Source organism: Chitinophaga sp. (assembly GCF_036569185.1).
GTDB lineage: Bacteria > Bacteroidota > Bacteroidia > Chitinophagales > Chitinophagaceae > Chitinophaga.
Window position 1 is genome coordinate 1 of record NZ_DATCRD010000402.1, and the last position, 15,899, is coordinate 15,899.

The 15,899-nt window shown below is 47.0% G+C and carries 15 protein-coding genes; 11 read left to right on the forward strand and 4 right to left on the reverse strand.

The window, feature by feature from the left end:
- Nucleotides 1-135 precede the first annotated feature (135 nt).
- The 9 genes from VIM72_RS30275 (at nt 136) to VIM72_RS30315 (ending at nt 8,045) form a co-directional block, all read left to right on the forward strand.
- Entirely contained in the window at nt 136-804 is a 669-nt protein-coding gene (locus VIM72_RS30275) for a C40 family peptidase (protein WP_332006536.1), read from the forward strand.
- Nucleotides 805-893: 89 nt separating this feature from the next.
- Nucleotides 894-1,832 carry a hypothetical protein gene (locus VIM72_RS30280; protein WP_332006537.1) on the forward strand — a complete coding sequence of 313 codons (939 nt, stop codon included), beginning with the start codon at nt 894-896 and terminating at the stop codon, nt 1,830-1,832.
- Nucleotides 1,825-2,535, forward strand: a complete 711-nt coding sequence (locus VIM72_RS30285) for a methyltransferase domain-containing protein (protein WP_332006538.1) — start codon at nt 1,825-1,827, stop codon at nt 2,533-2,535. The genes VIM72_RS30280 and VIM72_RS30285 overlap by 8 nt, the downstream gene beginning before the upstream one ends.
- Nucleotides 2,519-3,325, forward strand: coding sequence for an FkbM family methyltransferase (locus VIM72_RS30290; RefSeq protein WP_332006539.1), 807 nt, complete (start codon nt 2,519-2,521; stop codon nt 3,323-3,325). Before VIM72_RS30285 ends, VIM72_RS30290 begins: the two co-directional genes overlap by 17 nt.
- 42 nt (nt 3,326-3,367) lie before the next feature.
- On the forward strand, nt 3,368-4,333 hold the full coding sequence (locus tag VIM72_RS30295; RefSeq protein WP_332006561.1) for a polysaccharide deacetylase family protein: 966 nt from the start codon (nt 3,368-3,370) through the stop codon (nt 4,331-4,333).
- 3 nt (nt 4,334-4,336) lie between these two features.
- Entirely contained in the window at nt 4,337-5,590 is a 1,254-nt protein-coding gene (locus VIM72_RS30300) for a glycosyltransferase (RefSeq protein ID WP_332006540.1), read from the forward strand.
- Nucleotides 5,587-6,342 (forward strand): glycosyltransferase family 2 protein, encoded by a 756-nt coding sequence (locus tag VIM72_RS30305; RefSeq protein WP_332006541.1) that lies wholly within the window; start codon nt 5,587-5,589, stop codon nt 6,340-6,342. The genes VIM72_RS30300 and VIM72_RS30305 overlap by 4 nt, the downstream gene beginning before the upstream one ends.
- Before the next feature lie 108 nt (nt 6,343-6,450).
- Nucleotides 6,451-7,167, forward strand: coding sequence for a class I SAM-dependent methyltransferase (locus VIM72_RS30310; protein ID WP_332006542.1), 717 nt, complete (start codon nt 6,451-6,453; stop codon nt 7,165-7,167).
- A 5-nt stretch (nt 7,168-7,172) separates the two neighbouring features.
- Nucleotides 7,173-8,045, forward strand: coding sequence for a glycosyltransferase family 2 protein (locus VIM72_RS30315; RefSeq protein WP_332006543.1), 873 nt, complete (start codon nt 7,173-7,175; stop codon nt 8,043-8,045).
- A gap of 72 nt (nt 8,046-8,117) precedes the next feature.
- On the opposite strand, the gene VIM72_RS30320 is transcribed toward VIM72_RS30315, so the two are convergent.
- Nucleotides 8,118-10,643, reverse strand: a complete 2,526-nt coding sequence (locus VIM72_RS30320; protein ID WP_332006544.1) for a YfhO family protein — start codon at nt 10,641-10,643, stop codon at nt 8,118-8,120.
- Nucleotides 10,644-10,986: 343 nt separating this feature from the next.
- On the opposite strand from VIM72_RS30320, the gene VIM72_RS30325 reads away from it, so the two are divergent.
- Nucleotides 10,987-11,787 carry a queuosine precursor transporter gene (locus tag VIM72_RS30325; protein ID WP_332006545.1) on the forward strand — a complete coding sequence of 267 codons (801 nt, stop codon included), beginning with the start codon at nt 10,987-10,989 and terminating at the stop codon, nt 11,785-11,787.
- Nucleotides 11,788-11,866: 79 nt separating this feature from the next.
- Here VIM72_RS30325 and VIM72_RS30330 read toward each other — a convergent pair whose 3' ends face one another.
- Genes VIM72_RS30330 through VIM72_RS30340 form a run of 3 tightly spaced genes read right to left on the reverse strand, consistent with a single transcriptional unit; the run spans nt 11,867 to nt 14,270 of the window.
- Nucleotides 11,867-12,820, reverse strand: a complete 954-nt coding sequence (locus tag VIM72_RS30330; RefSeq protein WP_332006546.1) for a hypothetical protein — start codon at nt 12,818-12,820, stop codon at nt 11,867-11,869.
- Nucleotides 12,821-12,860: 40 nt separating this feature from the next.
- A complete protein-coding gene (locus VIM72_RS30335) occupies nt 12,861-13,313 on the reverse strand; it encodes an NUDIX domain-containing protein (RefSeq protein WP_332006547.1) in 453 nt (150 codons plus the stop codon).
- Between the two features lie 18 nt (nt 13,314-13,331).
- Nucleotides 13,332-14,270 (reverse strand): magnesium transporter CorA family protein, encoded by a 939-nt coding sequence (locus tag VIM72_RS30340; protein WP_142688573.1) that lies wholly within the window; start codon nt 14,268-14,270, stop codon nt 13,332-13,334.
- Nucleotides 14,271-14,359: 89 nt separating this feature from the next.
- Between VIM72_RS30340 and VIM72_RS30345 the strand changes: the two genes are divergently transcribed.
- Nucleotides 14,360-15,859, forward strand: a complete 1,500-nt coding sequence (locus tag VIM72_RS30345; protein WP_332006548.1) for a polysaccharide biosynthesis C-terminal domain-containing protein — start codon at nt 14,360-14,362, stop codon at nt 15,857-15,859.
- The last annotated feature ends 40 nt before the right edge of the window (nt 15,860-15,899 follow it).

Here is a 15,899-nt window from a genome sequence, read left to right on the forward strand (position 1 = left end):
TAAAATCAGGCTAATCAGTATAATCAGCGTAATCCTGAACCAAGACAAATTTCGCATCGCCGAAGGCGGTACGCAAAATCCACATTTGTAAATCCCTATATATTTGTATTTTAGCGAAAATTTAGCCAGACGCTTATGATCAGAGTAAAGGGACACCTGCTTGTGAAATTATCGATATGTGCATTATCGCTCAGTTCCTGCGCTTCATTAAAAAAAGGTACTGCTAAAAAACAGACCAGCGTACCAGCTACCGCTAACAATAACCGGGTTGAATTTATAGATGGCATTGCCACAAAACGGCCTGTCCGCAACGCCTCCCGTGATAATAACCGGGATATCAGCATCAGCAGGAATATCACCAGGGGCAGCGCCAACCTGGAGAATGCACAGAGCTGGCAATTCAAATATGCGCAATTGCTGGATGTTGCTGTGGAGGATGTACTGAATCAGAAATTATATAGCTTTATCGACGACTGGTACGGCACTCCATATCGCCTTGGTGGCAAAACACGTGACGGTATCGACTGCTCCGGTTTTGTAAATACGCTCATGAACACCGTGTTCCAGATGGGGCTTTCCGGTAATTCCGCCGACCTGTATACACAGGTGAAAAGAGTAAAGCCACATGAACTGCATGAAGGCGACCTGGTGTTTTTCAGGATTCATCATAAGCGGATCTCCCATGTAGGCATCTACCTGGAGAATGATAAATTTGTTCACGCCTCCACCAGCGCCGGCGTCATGATCAGCGATCTGAATGAGCCTTACTGGAAACGTTACTTTGCCGGCGGAGGACGACTATAGCCACTTCTACACATTTGTTTTATTGTTATTTTTATACGATTTTTACCGTTTTAACCTAACAACTGCACTGCGCAGTACTTTTTCATATCATGGAACTTGCTCCCATCGTATTATTCGTATACAACCGGCCAGAGCTGACACTGAGCACTTTACAGCACCTGAGTGAAAACCGGGAGGCAGGAGAGAGCACGCTTTATGTGTATTGCGATGGTCCCAAAGCCAATGCTACCCCCGAACAGGTGGCGCTGGTAAAGCAGGCACGGGAGGTAGTACGCAGCAGGCAATGGTGTAAGGAAGTGGTAATACTGGAAGCTGAAAAGAACAAAGGCCTGGCTACTTCCGTGATAGATGGGGTTACTGAAGTGATCAACAAGCATGGGAAAGTAATTGTGCTGGAAGATGACCTGGCAGTGTCCCCTTATTTTCTGCAATACATGAACGATGGCCTCTGGAAATATGAGCAGAACGAAAAAGTGATTGCTGTTCACGGTTATCTTTATCCGATCGAGATGCCTGCGGATTATAAACCAGCCACTTTTATGATCCATGATCCCGGCTGTTTGGGATGGGGCACCTGGTCGAGGGCCTGGAACAAGTTTGAAAGAGATACAGAAACCGTCATTGAAAAAATAAAGGAAAGCGGGCTGAAAAAAGCCTTTGATTTCTGGGGAGGTTATCCTTTTTTCAGGATGCTGCACCAGCAGAAAAATGGAAAGGTGAGCTCCTGGGCTATTCGCTGGAGGGCTACTGCTTACCTGAATGATATGCTTACCCTTTATCCCGTGAAATCGCTGGTGAGGCATGATGGCAACGTAGCCAGTGCCACCCACCATTTTATGGAATACGATTATACCTACACAGAAATTTACCAGGGAAGAATTCCCGTGGAAGATATTCCTGTAAGCAACTACCTGCTGATAGAAAAAAAGTTCGGTACTTTTTTAAGACGCAATGCGGGAATGACCATTAAGGCAAAAGTGAAACAGAGGATCATTAAATTCTGGAGAAAAATTACTAAGAATGGTTAAGCTGCTCAGGAAGATATTAAAGCGCCTTAAAAGGAATACGGTTTCGCCACTATCATGGACCAGCCTGAGAAGCCTGCAGCCGCTATCCACTACTTTTGGCTTCGACCGGGGCACGCCGGTGGACCGCTACTATATAGAACAGTTTCTGAAAGCCAACACCGCCCATATTTCCGGGAGCGTACTGGAAATAGCGGAAAGTAAATATTCCAGGCAGTTTGGCCATGGAGTGCACACCTATGAGGTGCTGCATATGAAGCAGGAGCCCCAGGTAACCATTGTGGGAGATCTTACCAACCCGGGTACTTTGCCTGAAAACCGGATCGACTGTTTTATCTGCACACAAACCTTCAATTTTATTTATGATTTTAAGTCGGCCATAGCCGGCGCTTATTACCTGCTTAAACCAGGAGGCGTATTACTGGCCACCCTGGCAGGTATTACGCAGTTATCTGCTACAGACATGAAGCAATGGGGGGATTACTGGAGATTTACTACCCAGTCGGCCGCTAAAGCATTCGGTGAGGTTTTTGGAGAAGAGAATATTGAAGTATCTTCCTCCGGGAATGTGCTTACCTGCACGGCTATTTTGCAGGGCATTGTGACAGAAGAATTAACGGCCGCAGAATTGGATTTTAATGACCCGGTATATCCGGTAATAATTACCATTAAAGCAAAAAAAAGACTACATGGGATTGATCAGTGAAAATCTGCAGAAGATTAAACAGGTTGTCAGCAACAGGTATTACCGGGAGTTTTTACGTTTACACCGTAAGCATTACCAGCAGCGGATAGAAAAGCAGGCGCCTGCTGATTTCCTGCATTATCATGTTAATATTGTAGATGGCCCTTCCTTTGTATTCCAGTATAAAGAGATATTTTTTACCAACGTATACAAGTTTGAAAGCAGCAATAAAGCGCCGGTGATCTTTGACTGTGGCGCTAATGTGGGGCTTAGTTGTATTTATTTTAAGTCGCTGTTCCCTGAGGCACGGATTACCGCCTTTGAAGCAGACCCGTTTATAGCGGGTGTCCTCAGCGATAATCTCAGGAAAAATAACCTCACCGGCGTTACTGTAGTGGACAGGGCCGTATGGACCAACGAGGATGGCATTACCTTTTATACTGATCATGCAGATGGAGGCAGTGTATTCGGGGAGGGAAGCGGTACTAAAGTAACCGTACCAACCGTGCGGTTGAGAAGTATGCTGGAACAGGCGGGAACTGTGGACTTTCTCAAAATGGATATTGAAGGGGCAGAAGTGGCGGTGATAAAGGATTGCGACGGGGCATTGGCTGCTGTAAAGAATATCTTCATAGAATATCATTCCTTTAATAAAACACCGCAGGGTTTGGGAGATATCCTGGAAATTCTTCAACGGAACGGCTTCAGGTATTTCATTGAATCAGCAACCGAAAGATCTTCCCCCTTTGTTAATAAGGCGGTAAACGATACTATGGACATGCAGCTGAATGTATACGCCTATAAAATGTAGCAGCACCCGATGGGAGACCTGAGTAAAAAAATATTTTCAGTGATGCACTATGTAGCCAACAAAGTGCAGCAACCGGCGGTAATTTTATTGTACCACCGGGTAACCACCCTGCAACAGGATCCACAGGACCTTTCTGTTACACCCGGTCATTTCGACTCGCATCTTGCGCACCTGGCCACTGATTATAACCTGCTGGATGCAGATCAGTTCCTCTATCATGTAAAAAATAAAAAAGCCTTCCCGCAACGGTCAGTATTTGTGACGTTCGACGATGGCTATGCAGATAATTATCACGAGGCATTGCCTTTGCTTACAAAACATAAGGCGCCGGCCCTGTTTTATATCACTACTTCAAAGATCGATACCGCTTACGAATTGTGGTGGGACGACCTGGAGAGAGTATTGCTCACATCCGGCAACCTGCCGCCGGTGCTGCAGATCACCATCAACGGACAGAGGATGCAATATGCCACCGGCACGCTGACGGCCATACGTGAAACCTATTACGCACTGCAGCAGGTACTGCGTTTCTGCAAACCCGCGGAAATAGAATCGGCCATGCAACAACTGTATGAATGGTCTGGTCAAACAGCTACAGGCCGCGCTTCCCACCGGTTAATGACCTGGGAGGAATTAAAGGCCATGGACAGCAGCGACTATGCCGCTATTGGTTGTCATACCCACCGCCACCCGGCTGTGGGCATGCTGAGCTATCAGGAGCAGTATACCGAAATAGGCATGTCTAAAGAGATCCTGGAAAGTGTGCTGGGCTATCCGCAGGTACACTTTTCCTATCCTTTCGGCGGAAGAAAATTCCTGGGCACCAAACGTTATTATAATGCCGACAGTATCAAAGCATGCAAGGCATTGGGACTGCAAATGGTATGCGCCAACTACCACGGGCAGGTGCACAGCTGGAGCAATCCGTATGCGCTTCCGCGCATCCTGGTGCGCAACTGGCCACCGGATATATTCCGTCAGCAAATGCAACAGTTCTTTAAATACTAGCCGGTGAAAGTACTTTTTATCAATAAATATGAGAACAGCGGAGGCGCTGCCATAGCGGCGCAAAGGATCGCAGCCGGGCTGGAGGAATATTATCATACCTCCAACAATTTCCTGGTGGGCACCCATACCGCTTCCTCCCGTGCAACGTCCACCCGTCCGGGTACGGTGCGCAACGTTATTGAAAGGGGGCTCAACGTATTGAGTAACCGGGCCGGACTGCAATACCTGTATTTCCCGTTCTCTACTTCCGCCATCATGCGGCACGCTCAGGCTTACCAGCCGGATGTGATCAGCCTGCACAATATTCATGGCGGATATTTTGATGCCTCGCTCTTGCCACGCTTGTCTGCCATTGCACCTATTGTATGGACCCTGCATGATATGTGGGCCATTACCGGCAACGCAGCGCATACCTTTGGAGATACCTCCTGGAAAAACGGCAGGGCCGGCAAAGGAGAGCACCGGCGCTCTCCCGCCATGGGGCTGCCTACCGGCAATTACCTTATCAAAAGAAAACAAAAGCTTTATGCCGGCAGCGACCTGCATATTGTATCGCCTTCCCGCTGGTTGTATAACATGACCGCGGAAAGTCCGCTTACAAAGAACAAACCGCTGTATCATATTCCCAATCCCATTGATACTAACTATTTCCGCCCGCAGGATAAAACAGTATCCCGCCAGGGGCTGGGTCTGCCGGCAGATGCGCCCGTGATCACGTTTGTATCTGAACGGCTGTTTGCCAGCGAGTTTAAAGGCGGTGCTGAACTGCTCAATATTTTACACCTGCTGGATGCACAGCTGGACCGGAAAGTATACCTGCTCATGATAGGCAGAGATGAGCTTCCCGGAACGTTCAAACACCTGGAATGCGTATATACCGGTTATGTAAAGGATACAGGGAAAATGATGCAATGCTACAGCGCCAGCGATATCTTCTTTTATCCCACCAAGGCAGATAACCTCCCCAACGTGCTGATAGAAGCGGGTAGTTGTGAAACGGCCTGTATTACCTTTGATGTGGGCGGATGCCGGGAAATAGTGCAGGATGGCGTAACAGGATACGTGATCCCGCCTGGCGACCAGCAACAGTTTGCCGCACAAACGCTCAGGCTCCTGCAGCATCCTGATGCCTGCCGGCAGTTTGGCCAGGCCGCAAGGGCATATATAGAGCAGTATTTCGGAATGAAAGTAGTAGCCGGACAGTACTATCAGCTGTTTCAATCGGTAGTAAGGAACCCGCAATCAACAGATACATGAACAAAGCATCTTCCCCGGTACTGAGCATTATCACAGTATGTTTCAATGCCGGGAAATTTATTGAAAACACCATCCAAAGCGTGCTGGAGCAAACCTATCCGCACATCGAGTACATCATTGTGGATGGTGCTTCGCGTGATAATACCATGGAAGTGATTGAAAAATACCGCTCCCGTATTGCCACCGTGATCTCCGAAAAAGATAAAGGATTATACGATGCCATGAATAAAGGCATGCAACTTGCTACAGGCGAGTACCTGTTGTTTCTCAATGCAGATGATGTACTGGCTTCGCCGGATGTGATCAGCAGGATGCTGGCCACCTGCCAGGATGCTGACGTGTATTACGGGGAAGCTATGTTTATGGATGAGAACGGACAGGACATAGGGCTGAGGTCTGAACAAACGCCGCACCGCGTGCCGGAGCAGCTTACCTGGAAGAGTCTGAAACATGGCATGGTAGTATCGCACCAGGCTTATATGGTCCGCCGTAGTCTGAGCCCGTTATACGACCTGCAATATCGTGTATGTGCGGATATCGATTGGATGATCCGTACATTGAAGGCGTCGCATAAGATATGTAATACGCACCAGGTAGTAGCGAGGTTCAGGGTGGGTGGCACTTCAAAGCAGCACCAGCAGCTGGCGTGGAAGGAGCGGTACAGGATATTGGATCATTACTATGGTAAGCTGGCCAACCTGGTGAATCACCTGTTTATTGCCGGCAGATATTTGATCCGCAAAAAGTATTAGCGCTTCGGTAAAATGAACCGTAACGAATATTGTATATTGGAAATGATGTCTATCTTGTGAAGGGCGTTTTTTTGAGGAGCGAATGATTTAAAAAATTAAACCATTATAATGAATCGCATTGCTGTCATTAAATCTCTGTTACAGAGAACAAAGGCTAAAGTTTATGTAGAAATAGGAGTGGATACCGGTTATGTTTTCTTCTCCCTGGATGCGCCGGTAAAAGCAAAAATTGCGGTAGATCCTGAATTCAGGTTTCCCTTCAGGGCCTGGTTACGCACAAAGCTGAAGCCGGGCAACGCAAAGTATTTCCAGGTAACAAGCGACCAGTTTTTCGCAGATCAGAAAGCTATGCTTCGCCAGGATGGTATTGATGTGGCATTTGTAGATGGTTTACATACTTACAAACAATGTTACCAGGATATTGTAAACTGCCTCGAATACCTGAATGATGGCGGTTTTATTGTGGTGCATGATGTGAATCCTCCAAATGCTGCCTGCGAATCGCCGGTAGGCGCGGCACAGCAGGAAGTGCTGGAGAAAGCTGCCAAAGGGGAAATCCCGGATTGGACCGGAGCCTGGACTGGTGATGTGTGGAAGTCGATTGCCATGCTAAGGACCCGCAAGGATCTGCAGGTGTTTACTATCGACAGCGATTGGGGCATTGGTATTATCACCAAAGGTACCCCGGAAACAGTGCTTAATCTAAGTCTGCCTGCTATTGAGGCCATGAGCTATGATGATCTTGCAAAGAACCGGTACGAACTCATTAACCTGAAACCTTCCCATTACTTCTTTGAATTCCTGCAGGAGAAATACAGAAAATAGCCGGAATGAAAAAAGTATTTGTTGTTATTGTCACCTATAATGGGGCCAAATGGGTACATAGATGCTTTGACAGTTTACGGTCAGGCAGCTATCCGGTGCAAACCGTCGTGGTGGATAACGGCTCTACTGACGCCACCATCCCTATGCTGGAAGCAGGTTATCCGGAAGTAACATTGATCCGTTCGGGTACAAACCTGGGATTTGGCCAGGCGAATAACATGGCTATTAAACAGGCTTTACAGCAGGGAGCGGATTATGTTTTCCTGCTCAACCAGGACGCCTGGACAGAAAAGAACACCATTGAGGTGCTGATTAATGTGATGGAGCAGCACCCGGAATATGGAGTGGTAAGCCCCATACACCTGAGTGGTGACTATAGCGGTATGGATGCGGGGTTTGCACAGTATTACAAGGCCAGCCAACCGGCGCCCGGTGAGCCCCAGAAAGATATTTACCCCGTAGAGTTTGTAAATGCCGCCGCCTGGATGATGAGTAAAGCCTGCCTGGAGAAAGCGGGTTTATTCCATCCGTTATTTTTTCATTATGGAGAAGATAGTAACCTGGCCCAGCGGATACTTTATTACGGGTTTAAAATAGGAGTATGCCCGGCTGTAACCATTTGCCACGACCGGCATGCCCGTAAGGAAACAGATGAAATGATCATTAAATCCTACAAGATACACGGGTTGGTAACTTTAATGGATATACGAAGACGATATCTTACGGCAGCCTACCTCAGCGCTTTGAAAGATTTGGGAAAGCCATTTCTGCTGGCAGTATCCAGGCTGAAATGGGATAATGCATGGAAGATCATACAAACGTATACCAGTTTGATCTCACTTTACCCGGTGGTGAAAAAAGGCAGAAGCGAACAATAAACAAACTATTTTATAAAAGATGAAGGGCGGAGATATTATCTCCGCCCTTCATCTTTTATGTTATGATAACATTTACTTTTTAGTCTTTTGCGGAGCCACAGGTTCAGCAGCAACGCCTGTTTTATTTTGCCTGATCACTTCAAACACCAGGGAGGCTGCTACCAGCAGCAGCAGGAGAATTGATGTGATATTAGCAATTTTCAGTCCTTTCAGGAACGTTTGTGGCTCAAACTTCATTTCTATTTTATGTTCGCCGGCGGGGATCTTCAGCCCACGCAGTGCATAGTCTGTACGGATAATATCTGCCGGTTTGCCGTCAATGAAGGCATTCCATCCGGCCGGGTAGTAGATTTCAGAGAACACACCGAAACCTTCCTGGCTGTTCCGGGAAACGTATTCCAGTTTATTCAGGCCGTATTTGGTGAGCTTGATGGAAGCGGTGCTGTCGGCGCCTGGTTTGAAGTTGCCCAGCTGTTTCTCAAAGCGTTTATCGATCACGGCAGAGTCGCGGGTATTCAGGGCATCCAGCGTTTTCATTTCTGTGTTGGCATCGGGCGCCCATACGATATCACGAACAAACCATGCGTTACCGTAGGCGTCCGGGTTGCGCTGCGCAACAGGCTGACCTGTTTTCTGATCCGGAACAATAAAGTACTTCGTGTTGAGCATGTTCAGCACATGCATGTTGTTTTTGGCAATCTGGTGTGAGATGAGATCCTGGTAGAGCCACAATTTGGCCGGGCTGTAGCCGCCGATGTTTTTGTGGAAATAGGAAGGAGAAGCATCGTCAAACGGAGCCGTGGTAAGATTGAATACACGGTAATATGGATCCGGGTCCTGCTTAATTTGCTGATCAGCGGCAGAAGGTTGCAGATCCTGCATATAGCTCATGTCGTCCACAAAGCTTTCGCTGCCCAGGTAATTTTTATCCACCGCCCAGAGGTCGATGGTTACTGCTGCAGTGATAATAATGGCTGATACCTGCCATTTCATTTTATTGGTAAGATAAGCCCATATAGCGCCGGCGGCTACAAGGATAAAGAAAGCAGAGCGCAATCCATCTGTAAGCAATAAGCTGGCACGGTCTTTTTCCAGTGCGCGGATAAGCAGCTTACCATTTTCCTCGCCGCCCATCAACTGGGAGAAATACTGCAGCATGCTATCATCGCTGGCAGATTTAAAGCCTACAAAGAAATAGCTGATGAGGATAAAACCGAGGATACATGCGCCGGTGATGATGGCAGACTCTTTCAGTTTTTTCAGCAGTTCCTGTGTGGTATGCTTACCATTGGCAATTTCCTGTAAGCCCCAGCAGGCCAGCACCACGAAGGTGAGTGATGGCAACACCAGCGCCTGTGCAGGAGCGCGGAATTTATTATAGAGCGGCAGGTGGTAAAACAGCGGATCGTTGATAAACGACAGGTTTTTACCCCAGGCCAGTATAAAACCGATAACGGTGATGGCAATCAGCCACCATTTATGCCAGCTCTTCACTAACAGCAACGATAATACGAAAAGGAAGCAGATAATAGCACCTACATACACAGGGCCGGAGGTACCTTTCGACTGCGCGCCGTAGTAGAGCGGCAGCTTTTGCTGGCTGAGGAATTGTTCTACCTGGGCTTCGTTGGCGCCAAGACTGATCATCTGCTGGCCGAAATTGGAGCTTACTTTCAGTTTCTGACCGGAGGAGTTACCTACATAGCCGGGAATCAGGAGAGTGCCCGATTCCGCTTTACCGTAGCTCCAGTCGTAGGCATAGTCGATATCCAGGCCGGTGGATTTCTTCTGGTTCACATCATCTTTATCAAGCGTAAGCTCCGACTGGCTACCGCGCATGGTGTAATTGGTGTACTCCCGCAGGATCATGAGGCTATCCATAGAAGTGAGCACTGCCAGCACGCCGGCCACGGCCAGCAGAGCGGATGCTTTAAAGAACTGTACCAGTTGCTTCTCCCGGAAAAAATGTATAAATGCACACACGGCCAGGCATAGTACCATGATCAATGTGTAGTAGATAATTTGCAGGTGGTTGTTATAGATCAGCATGGCAGTGGCCAGGGCTGTTAATGCGGCGCCGGTGATAAGACGGCCCCGGTAAGTGAGCACTATACCGGCAAGTACAGCGGGCATCAGGGCAATGTCGTACATCTTTGTAACGTGGCCCACATCAATGAGGATCACATTATACGAGCAGAATGCAAAGGCAATGGCGCCCATCACCCGGATCCAGTATTTAAAGTCCAGTATACAGAGAAGCAGGTACATGGATATCATGGCCAGGAACAGCATATTTACAGGATCCGGCGTATACAGCGTTATAATCCTGTTCATGTACGCTATTTTATTGGCGCCGGGACCTGTATATATCACGTAGGAGGGCATACCGGCAAACATACTGTTGGTCCATAACGGACGTTCTCCGGTTGCTTCATAAAAGTCCTTTGCCTCTTTCGCCATTCCTTTTACATTCTTCATGTCGCTCTGATTCACCACTTTGCCCTCGAGAACAGGAGCGCAATACACGAATGCCAGCAGGAGGAAGAGCCCTATTGCTGCAACATGTGGAAGAATGGCTTTTAGCCAGTTTTGCTTCATCGGATATTTTGGATTTAGTTTTAAAGAAACAAAAATAACTGTAATTTATCCGAAATTTCAATATGCGCTGGATCCGGTTCCTCTTAAAATTTGCATTTATATGCAATCTGTGCTTTATAATCAGTGAAATCCTGCGCGTTACAGCATATGATCATTCTTTTGATAATGTAGTGAATCATATACTGGTATTGGGTGTGGGGATTGCTTTTCCACTGAACGCCCTTTTGTGTGTGCTTAGCGGTGTGTTATTATTGTTAAAAAAAATACAATGGAAAACATTACCGCCCTGGTTATATTTGTTCAATATTGCTATCCTTATATTTCAACTTATAGTTAATTACTGATGCTCAGGAATTTGTTAAACGATAAGCCCACCAAACTGTTCGTGATATTCACCAGCTTCTTTGTGGCAAACGCCCTTATTGCAGAATGTATTGGTGGTAAATTATTTTCCCTGGAGAAGCTGCTGGGATTACCTGTACATACCTTCACACTTTTTGGTCAGAGCGGATTGTCGTATACCTTAACTGCAGGGGTATTGCTATGGCCGCTGGAATTCGTGATGACAGACATTGTGAATGAATACTTCGGTCCAAAAGCGGTGCGCCGTATTTCGTACATCGCGGTAGGGTTGATCTCCTACGCATTCATCATGTTCTGGGTAGCCATGAGCGTGCCCGCTGATGGCTGGTGGAAGGGTAGCCGCGCAGATGCCGGTATCCCCGATATGCAGAATGCCTTTACCAGTATTTTCGGACAGGGTATGTGGATCATCCTGGGCAGTCTTACCGCCTTCCTGGTGAGCCAGATCGTGGATGTGACCGTGTTCCACAAAATAAAGAAACGCACCGGCGATAAGCATGTGTGGCTGAGGGCTACGGGATCTACGATTGTATCGCAGCTGGTAGACAGCTTTATCGTACTGTATATAGCCTTTAAGCTGGGGAACGACTGGAGCTGGCAGCGGGTACTGGCTATTTGCCTGGTGAACTACAGTTATAAGTTTGTAGTAGCAGTATTGCTTACACCGCTGATCTATTTGCTGGAGCACCGGATAGAACGTTACCTGGGGCATGATACCGCGAAAAAAATGAAAGCGGCGGCGATGGGGAAGGAGCCATCACCAGAATTGCCTGTGGCATAAGGCTTCCGGATACTGCTTAAAAGAAGAGGGAATAAGGAACAAATAGTTCCTTATTCCCTCTTCTTATTTAGTTATTTTATCATTTCGGTACGGCAGACCATGCGCTCCAATCCAGTCCATATTGCCAGGATATCCGGGATAAACTTCCGTCTGGTCCTGACGCGAAAATGTCGAGCGTATTGCCGTCCCTGGCAGCGATGCCAGGTGCGCCGTAAATGTTTCCGCCAAGGGTTTGCCAATCGGACCAGGTATCCGCATTTGCCGAAGAAGTAATATTATATAACTGGGCCATTTGATTGTCAGGGCGCTGCGCGTAGATATTTACGATCCAGGGACGTCTTGAAACGGTAGCAGGACTGGAAACAATATTTCCTCCAAGATCTCTCCAGGGTAACCAGTCTAATCCCAATGCCCATTTCCGGAGTAACAGGTGCCCATCCGGACTTTTGGCAAATACATATACATTATCCGGATGTAATGATGCAACCGCCGGAGCGCCGTTGATATTGCCGCCAAGGTCCTGCCAGGTAGACCATCCCAGGCCAGGTTGGTAGTAACGTTGTATGAGCGTATTGCCGGTACCGCGGGCAAAAATATTGATCTGTAAACCGTCCCGGCTGATAGCCGTGGGAGCGGATGCCAGTGCGCCGCCCAGATCAGTCCATTCAGACCATCCTGCTGCAGCTGTCCATCTTTTTTCTATCAGTGTGTTGGCGGCACTTTTAGCATAGATAAGTAAAGATGCACTGTCTAGTGAAGCCACAGCCGGAACGGAAGTAATATATCCTCCAAGATTTTCCCAGGCCGACCAGCCCTTTGAAGGGGACCAGGTGCGGTGCAGCAGAGTGTTCTTAATGCTCATACCAAACAGGTCTACCATATTCGTATTTTTCCTTGAGATGGCAGATGTAGTAGAAGCTAATTCCGGGACTTTAACTGTGTCATTTACCGGGGGAGTTTCATCATTGGGACTTACAGTACAGGAGGCAAGGTAACAAATGCCTGCTGCCAGGAACAATGTGATTTTTTTCATTGGGTAAGGGATGAGTTTAATTAAAAATTATGAATAACAATCAATATTTCGCTTTTACCATATCCGCCACCACTTTATCAATAGGCAATGTAACCGCTTCAGACGAAAACTCATCCCAGCTGATCCAGCGGGCGCGCTCCACTTCTTCCACGCCTTCCGGTACGGTAAAGTCGAACGGCTTGGCGCCCACGGAGGCTGTGAAGGGCGATAGTGGCGTTACGAGGTAATAAATAGAGATGATCTGTGTAACATTGTCAAACGCGGAGATCTGGAAGAAATCGGTGGTATAAATATGCTCCACTACTTTTACATCCTGGCCCAGTTCTTCCTGCCATTCGCGGACGATGCACTCCAGGGTACCTTCCCCGAATTCCAGGCCACCGCCAGGGAACTTGGTATAATAACCCCCACGGATATACTCATCGCTTACCAGCACCTGTTTCTGATCGTTGATCATGATGCCGTATACTCTTACGTTAAATCCTGTTTGCATATGCTTGTTTAATAAAGGCTAGAACCACTTCTTCTTCATAAAATACCAGCTGATGACCACCGAAATGGCGATAGACAGGATAATAGGTATATAGAAGGCGTGAAGCGTGTGCTGGTAAGGGATATCTACGTTCATGCCATAGATACTGGCCACCAGCATGGGAAATGTAAGGATAATGGTAATGGAGGTAAGGCGTTTCATTACCACGTTCAGGTTATTGGAAATGATGCTGGCAAAGGCATCCATGGTACTGCTGAGGATGTTGGTATACACATTGGCCATTTCCAGCGCCTGTGAAGTATCTACGATCAGGTCCTGCAGGAATTCCTTTTCATCTTCGTTGAGCCCCAGAAAATTGGTACGTTCCAGCTTCATCAGCAGCAGCTCATTGCTGCGCAGGGCGGTTACAAAGTATACCAGGCTTTTCTGGATACGCATAATGCCCAGCAGTTCCTCGTTCCGGTTGGAATCGTATAATTTGGCTTCCAGCATGTTCCTGCGCTGGTTTATTTCCTTCAGGTAATCGAGGAAATTGATGACCACTTTCTCAAATATTTTCAGCACCATCATATTCCTTTTCTCCGGGGAGCGGTTGTGAAACGTGTTCAGGAATTTTTTGATGGCGGTATTATCGAAAGAGTTTACCGTAATGATCTGGTGGTGGGTCAGGATAATTACGATGGGAATGGTGATATAATAGGCTTCGCTTTCATTGATCGAATTGTTTTCGGTAGGCGTTTTCAGTACAATGAGCTTTACATTGTCCTCCAGCTCAAACCTGGCTTTTTCGTCAATATCAAGGGAGTCCGTGAGGAAGTCCAGGGGAATATCGAGTTCCTCCGACAGCTGTTCAAACTCCGCCTGTTTCAGCGGCGGGGTAATATTTACCCAGGCGCCGTTTTCGGGCTGGCGTATTTCAACAGTTTTGGAATCTATATTTGTAAAATACTGGATCATCGGGCGCAAAGGTAGTTAAAATGTTGAATCCTGTTTCCATTTGACGTAATATTGTGCAACAGGAAACAGTTAAAATATTTTATATATAAATGGGAGTTGTAAAACATCAGAGTCTGCGGTCGTCTGTGTTGATTTATCTGGGCTTTGCGATAGGCGGGATCAATACATTGCTACTGTTTCCCATATTTTTCAGCGGGGATCAATTTGGGTTAACCAGGATCATAGGAGATATAGGGGTGATTGTGGTGCCATTCTGTACCTTCAGCACCGGGCTGATGATCAACCGGTTTTATCCTTACTACGCGTATCACCTGGAAGAGAAGAAGAACGACCTGATGGGGTGGGTGGTGATCGCTACAATGATTGGACTGGCCTTGTTTTTTGCCGGTACGGTAGTATTTAAGGACCTGATTGTCCGGAAATATGTAGGAAAGTCGCCCCTGCTTATAGAATACTTTTATTTTGTTTACCCATTTGTTACCGGAATTGTACTCTTTTCTGTATTTGAAAGCTATAGCTGGTCGCGGCATGAAACGGTGGCGCCCAACTTTCTGAAGGAGCTGCTGATCAGGATCATGACATCGGCCATTATCGGTTTATACGTACTGAAGCTGATCAGTTTTATTGTTTTCATGTGGCTTTTCAGCCTGCTGTATATTATTGCGCTGGTATTGCTGCTCCTTTACCTCTGGCGCAAAAAACTGCTGTATTTTACTATAAAGGTGAGCAGCGTTACTACCCGGTTGTATAAGCGGATGATGGTCTATGCATTTTCCCTCACATCGGCTACTATTTTTAATCTCCTGTCGCAGAACATCGGGGCATTGATCATCGCCAGCATAGGAGGGTTAGATGAAGCGGCGTACATGACTATTGCCACTTATATGGCGCAGTTGATCCAGGTGCCGCAAAGGAGCATTTCGGCCATTGCCACGCCAATTATTGCCCAGTCGTGGAAGGATAAGAACATGGCTAAGATTGATGAAATTTATAAGAAGTCGTCTATTTTACAGCTGGTAGCGGCGCTTTTCATCTTCTGGGAGATATGGCTGAATATTGACGATATATACCGGATTATGCCATCTGCCTATTCTTCGGCCAAGTACCTTGTATTTTTTATGGGCATTGCGAAGATCATTGATATGGGTACCGGGGTGAATCAGCAATTGCTGGCTACTTCCCGTTTCTGGCGTTTTGATCTTACATCGGCTACCGTATTGGTGATCCTGTCTATCCCGTTGAACTATTTCCTGATAAAAAGATATGGGATGGTAGGTTCGGGTTACTCCCTGATGATTTCCCAGTTTGTATTTAACGGGATCCGTTTATTGTTTATCCGTAGGCGTTTCGGGTTGCAGCCATTTTCCATCAATACGCTGAAAGCAATAGCAGCCAGTGTGATTATTTATTATGTATGCAGGCTGTTGCCTTCCACAGGGCATCCTTTTATCAGTATTGCGGTGCACGGATTGTTATTCCTGGTGTTGTTCGGCGGGGCTATTTTGTTAATGCAGGTATCGGAAGATATTAATCATACTGTGGCGGCTACAATACGGAAGGTGAGCAACAAGGTATTCAAAAGAAAATAAGGTCATGGATATAAAAAGGAAGCCGCCTCGTTTTCGTGGC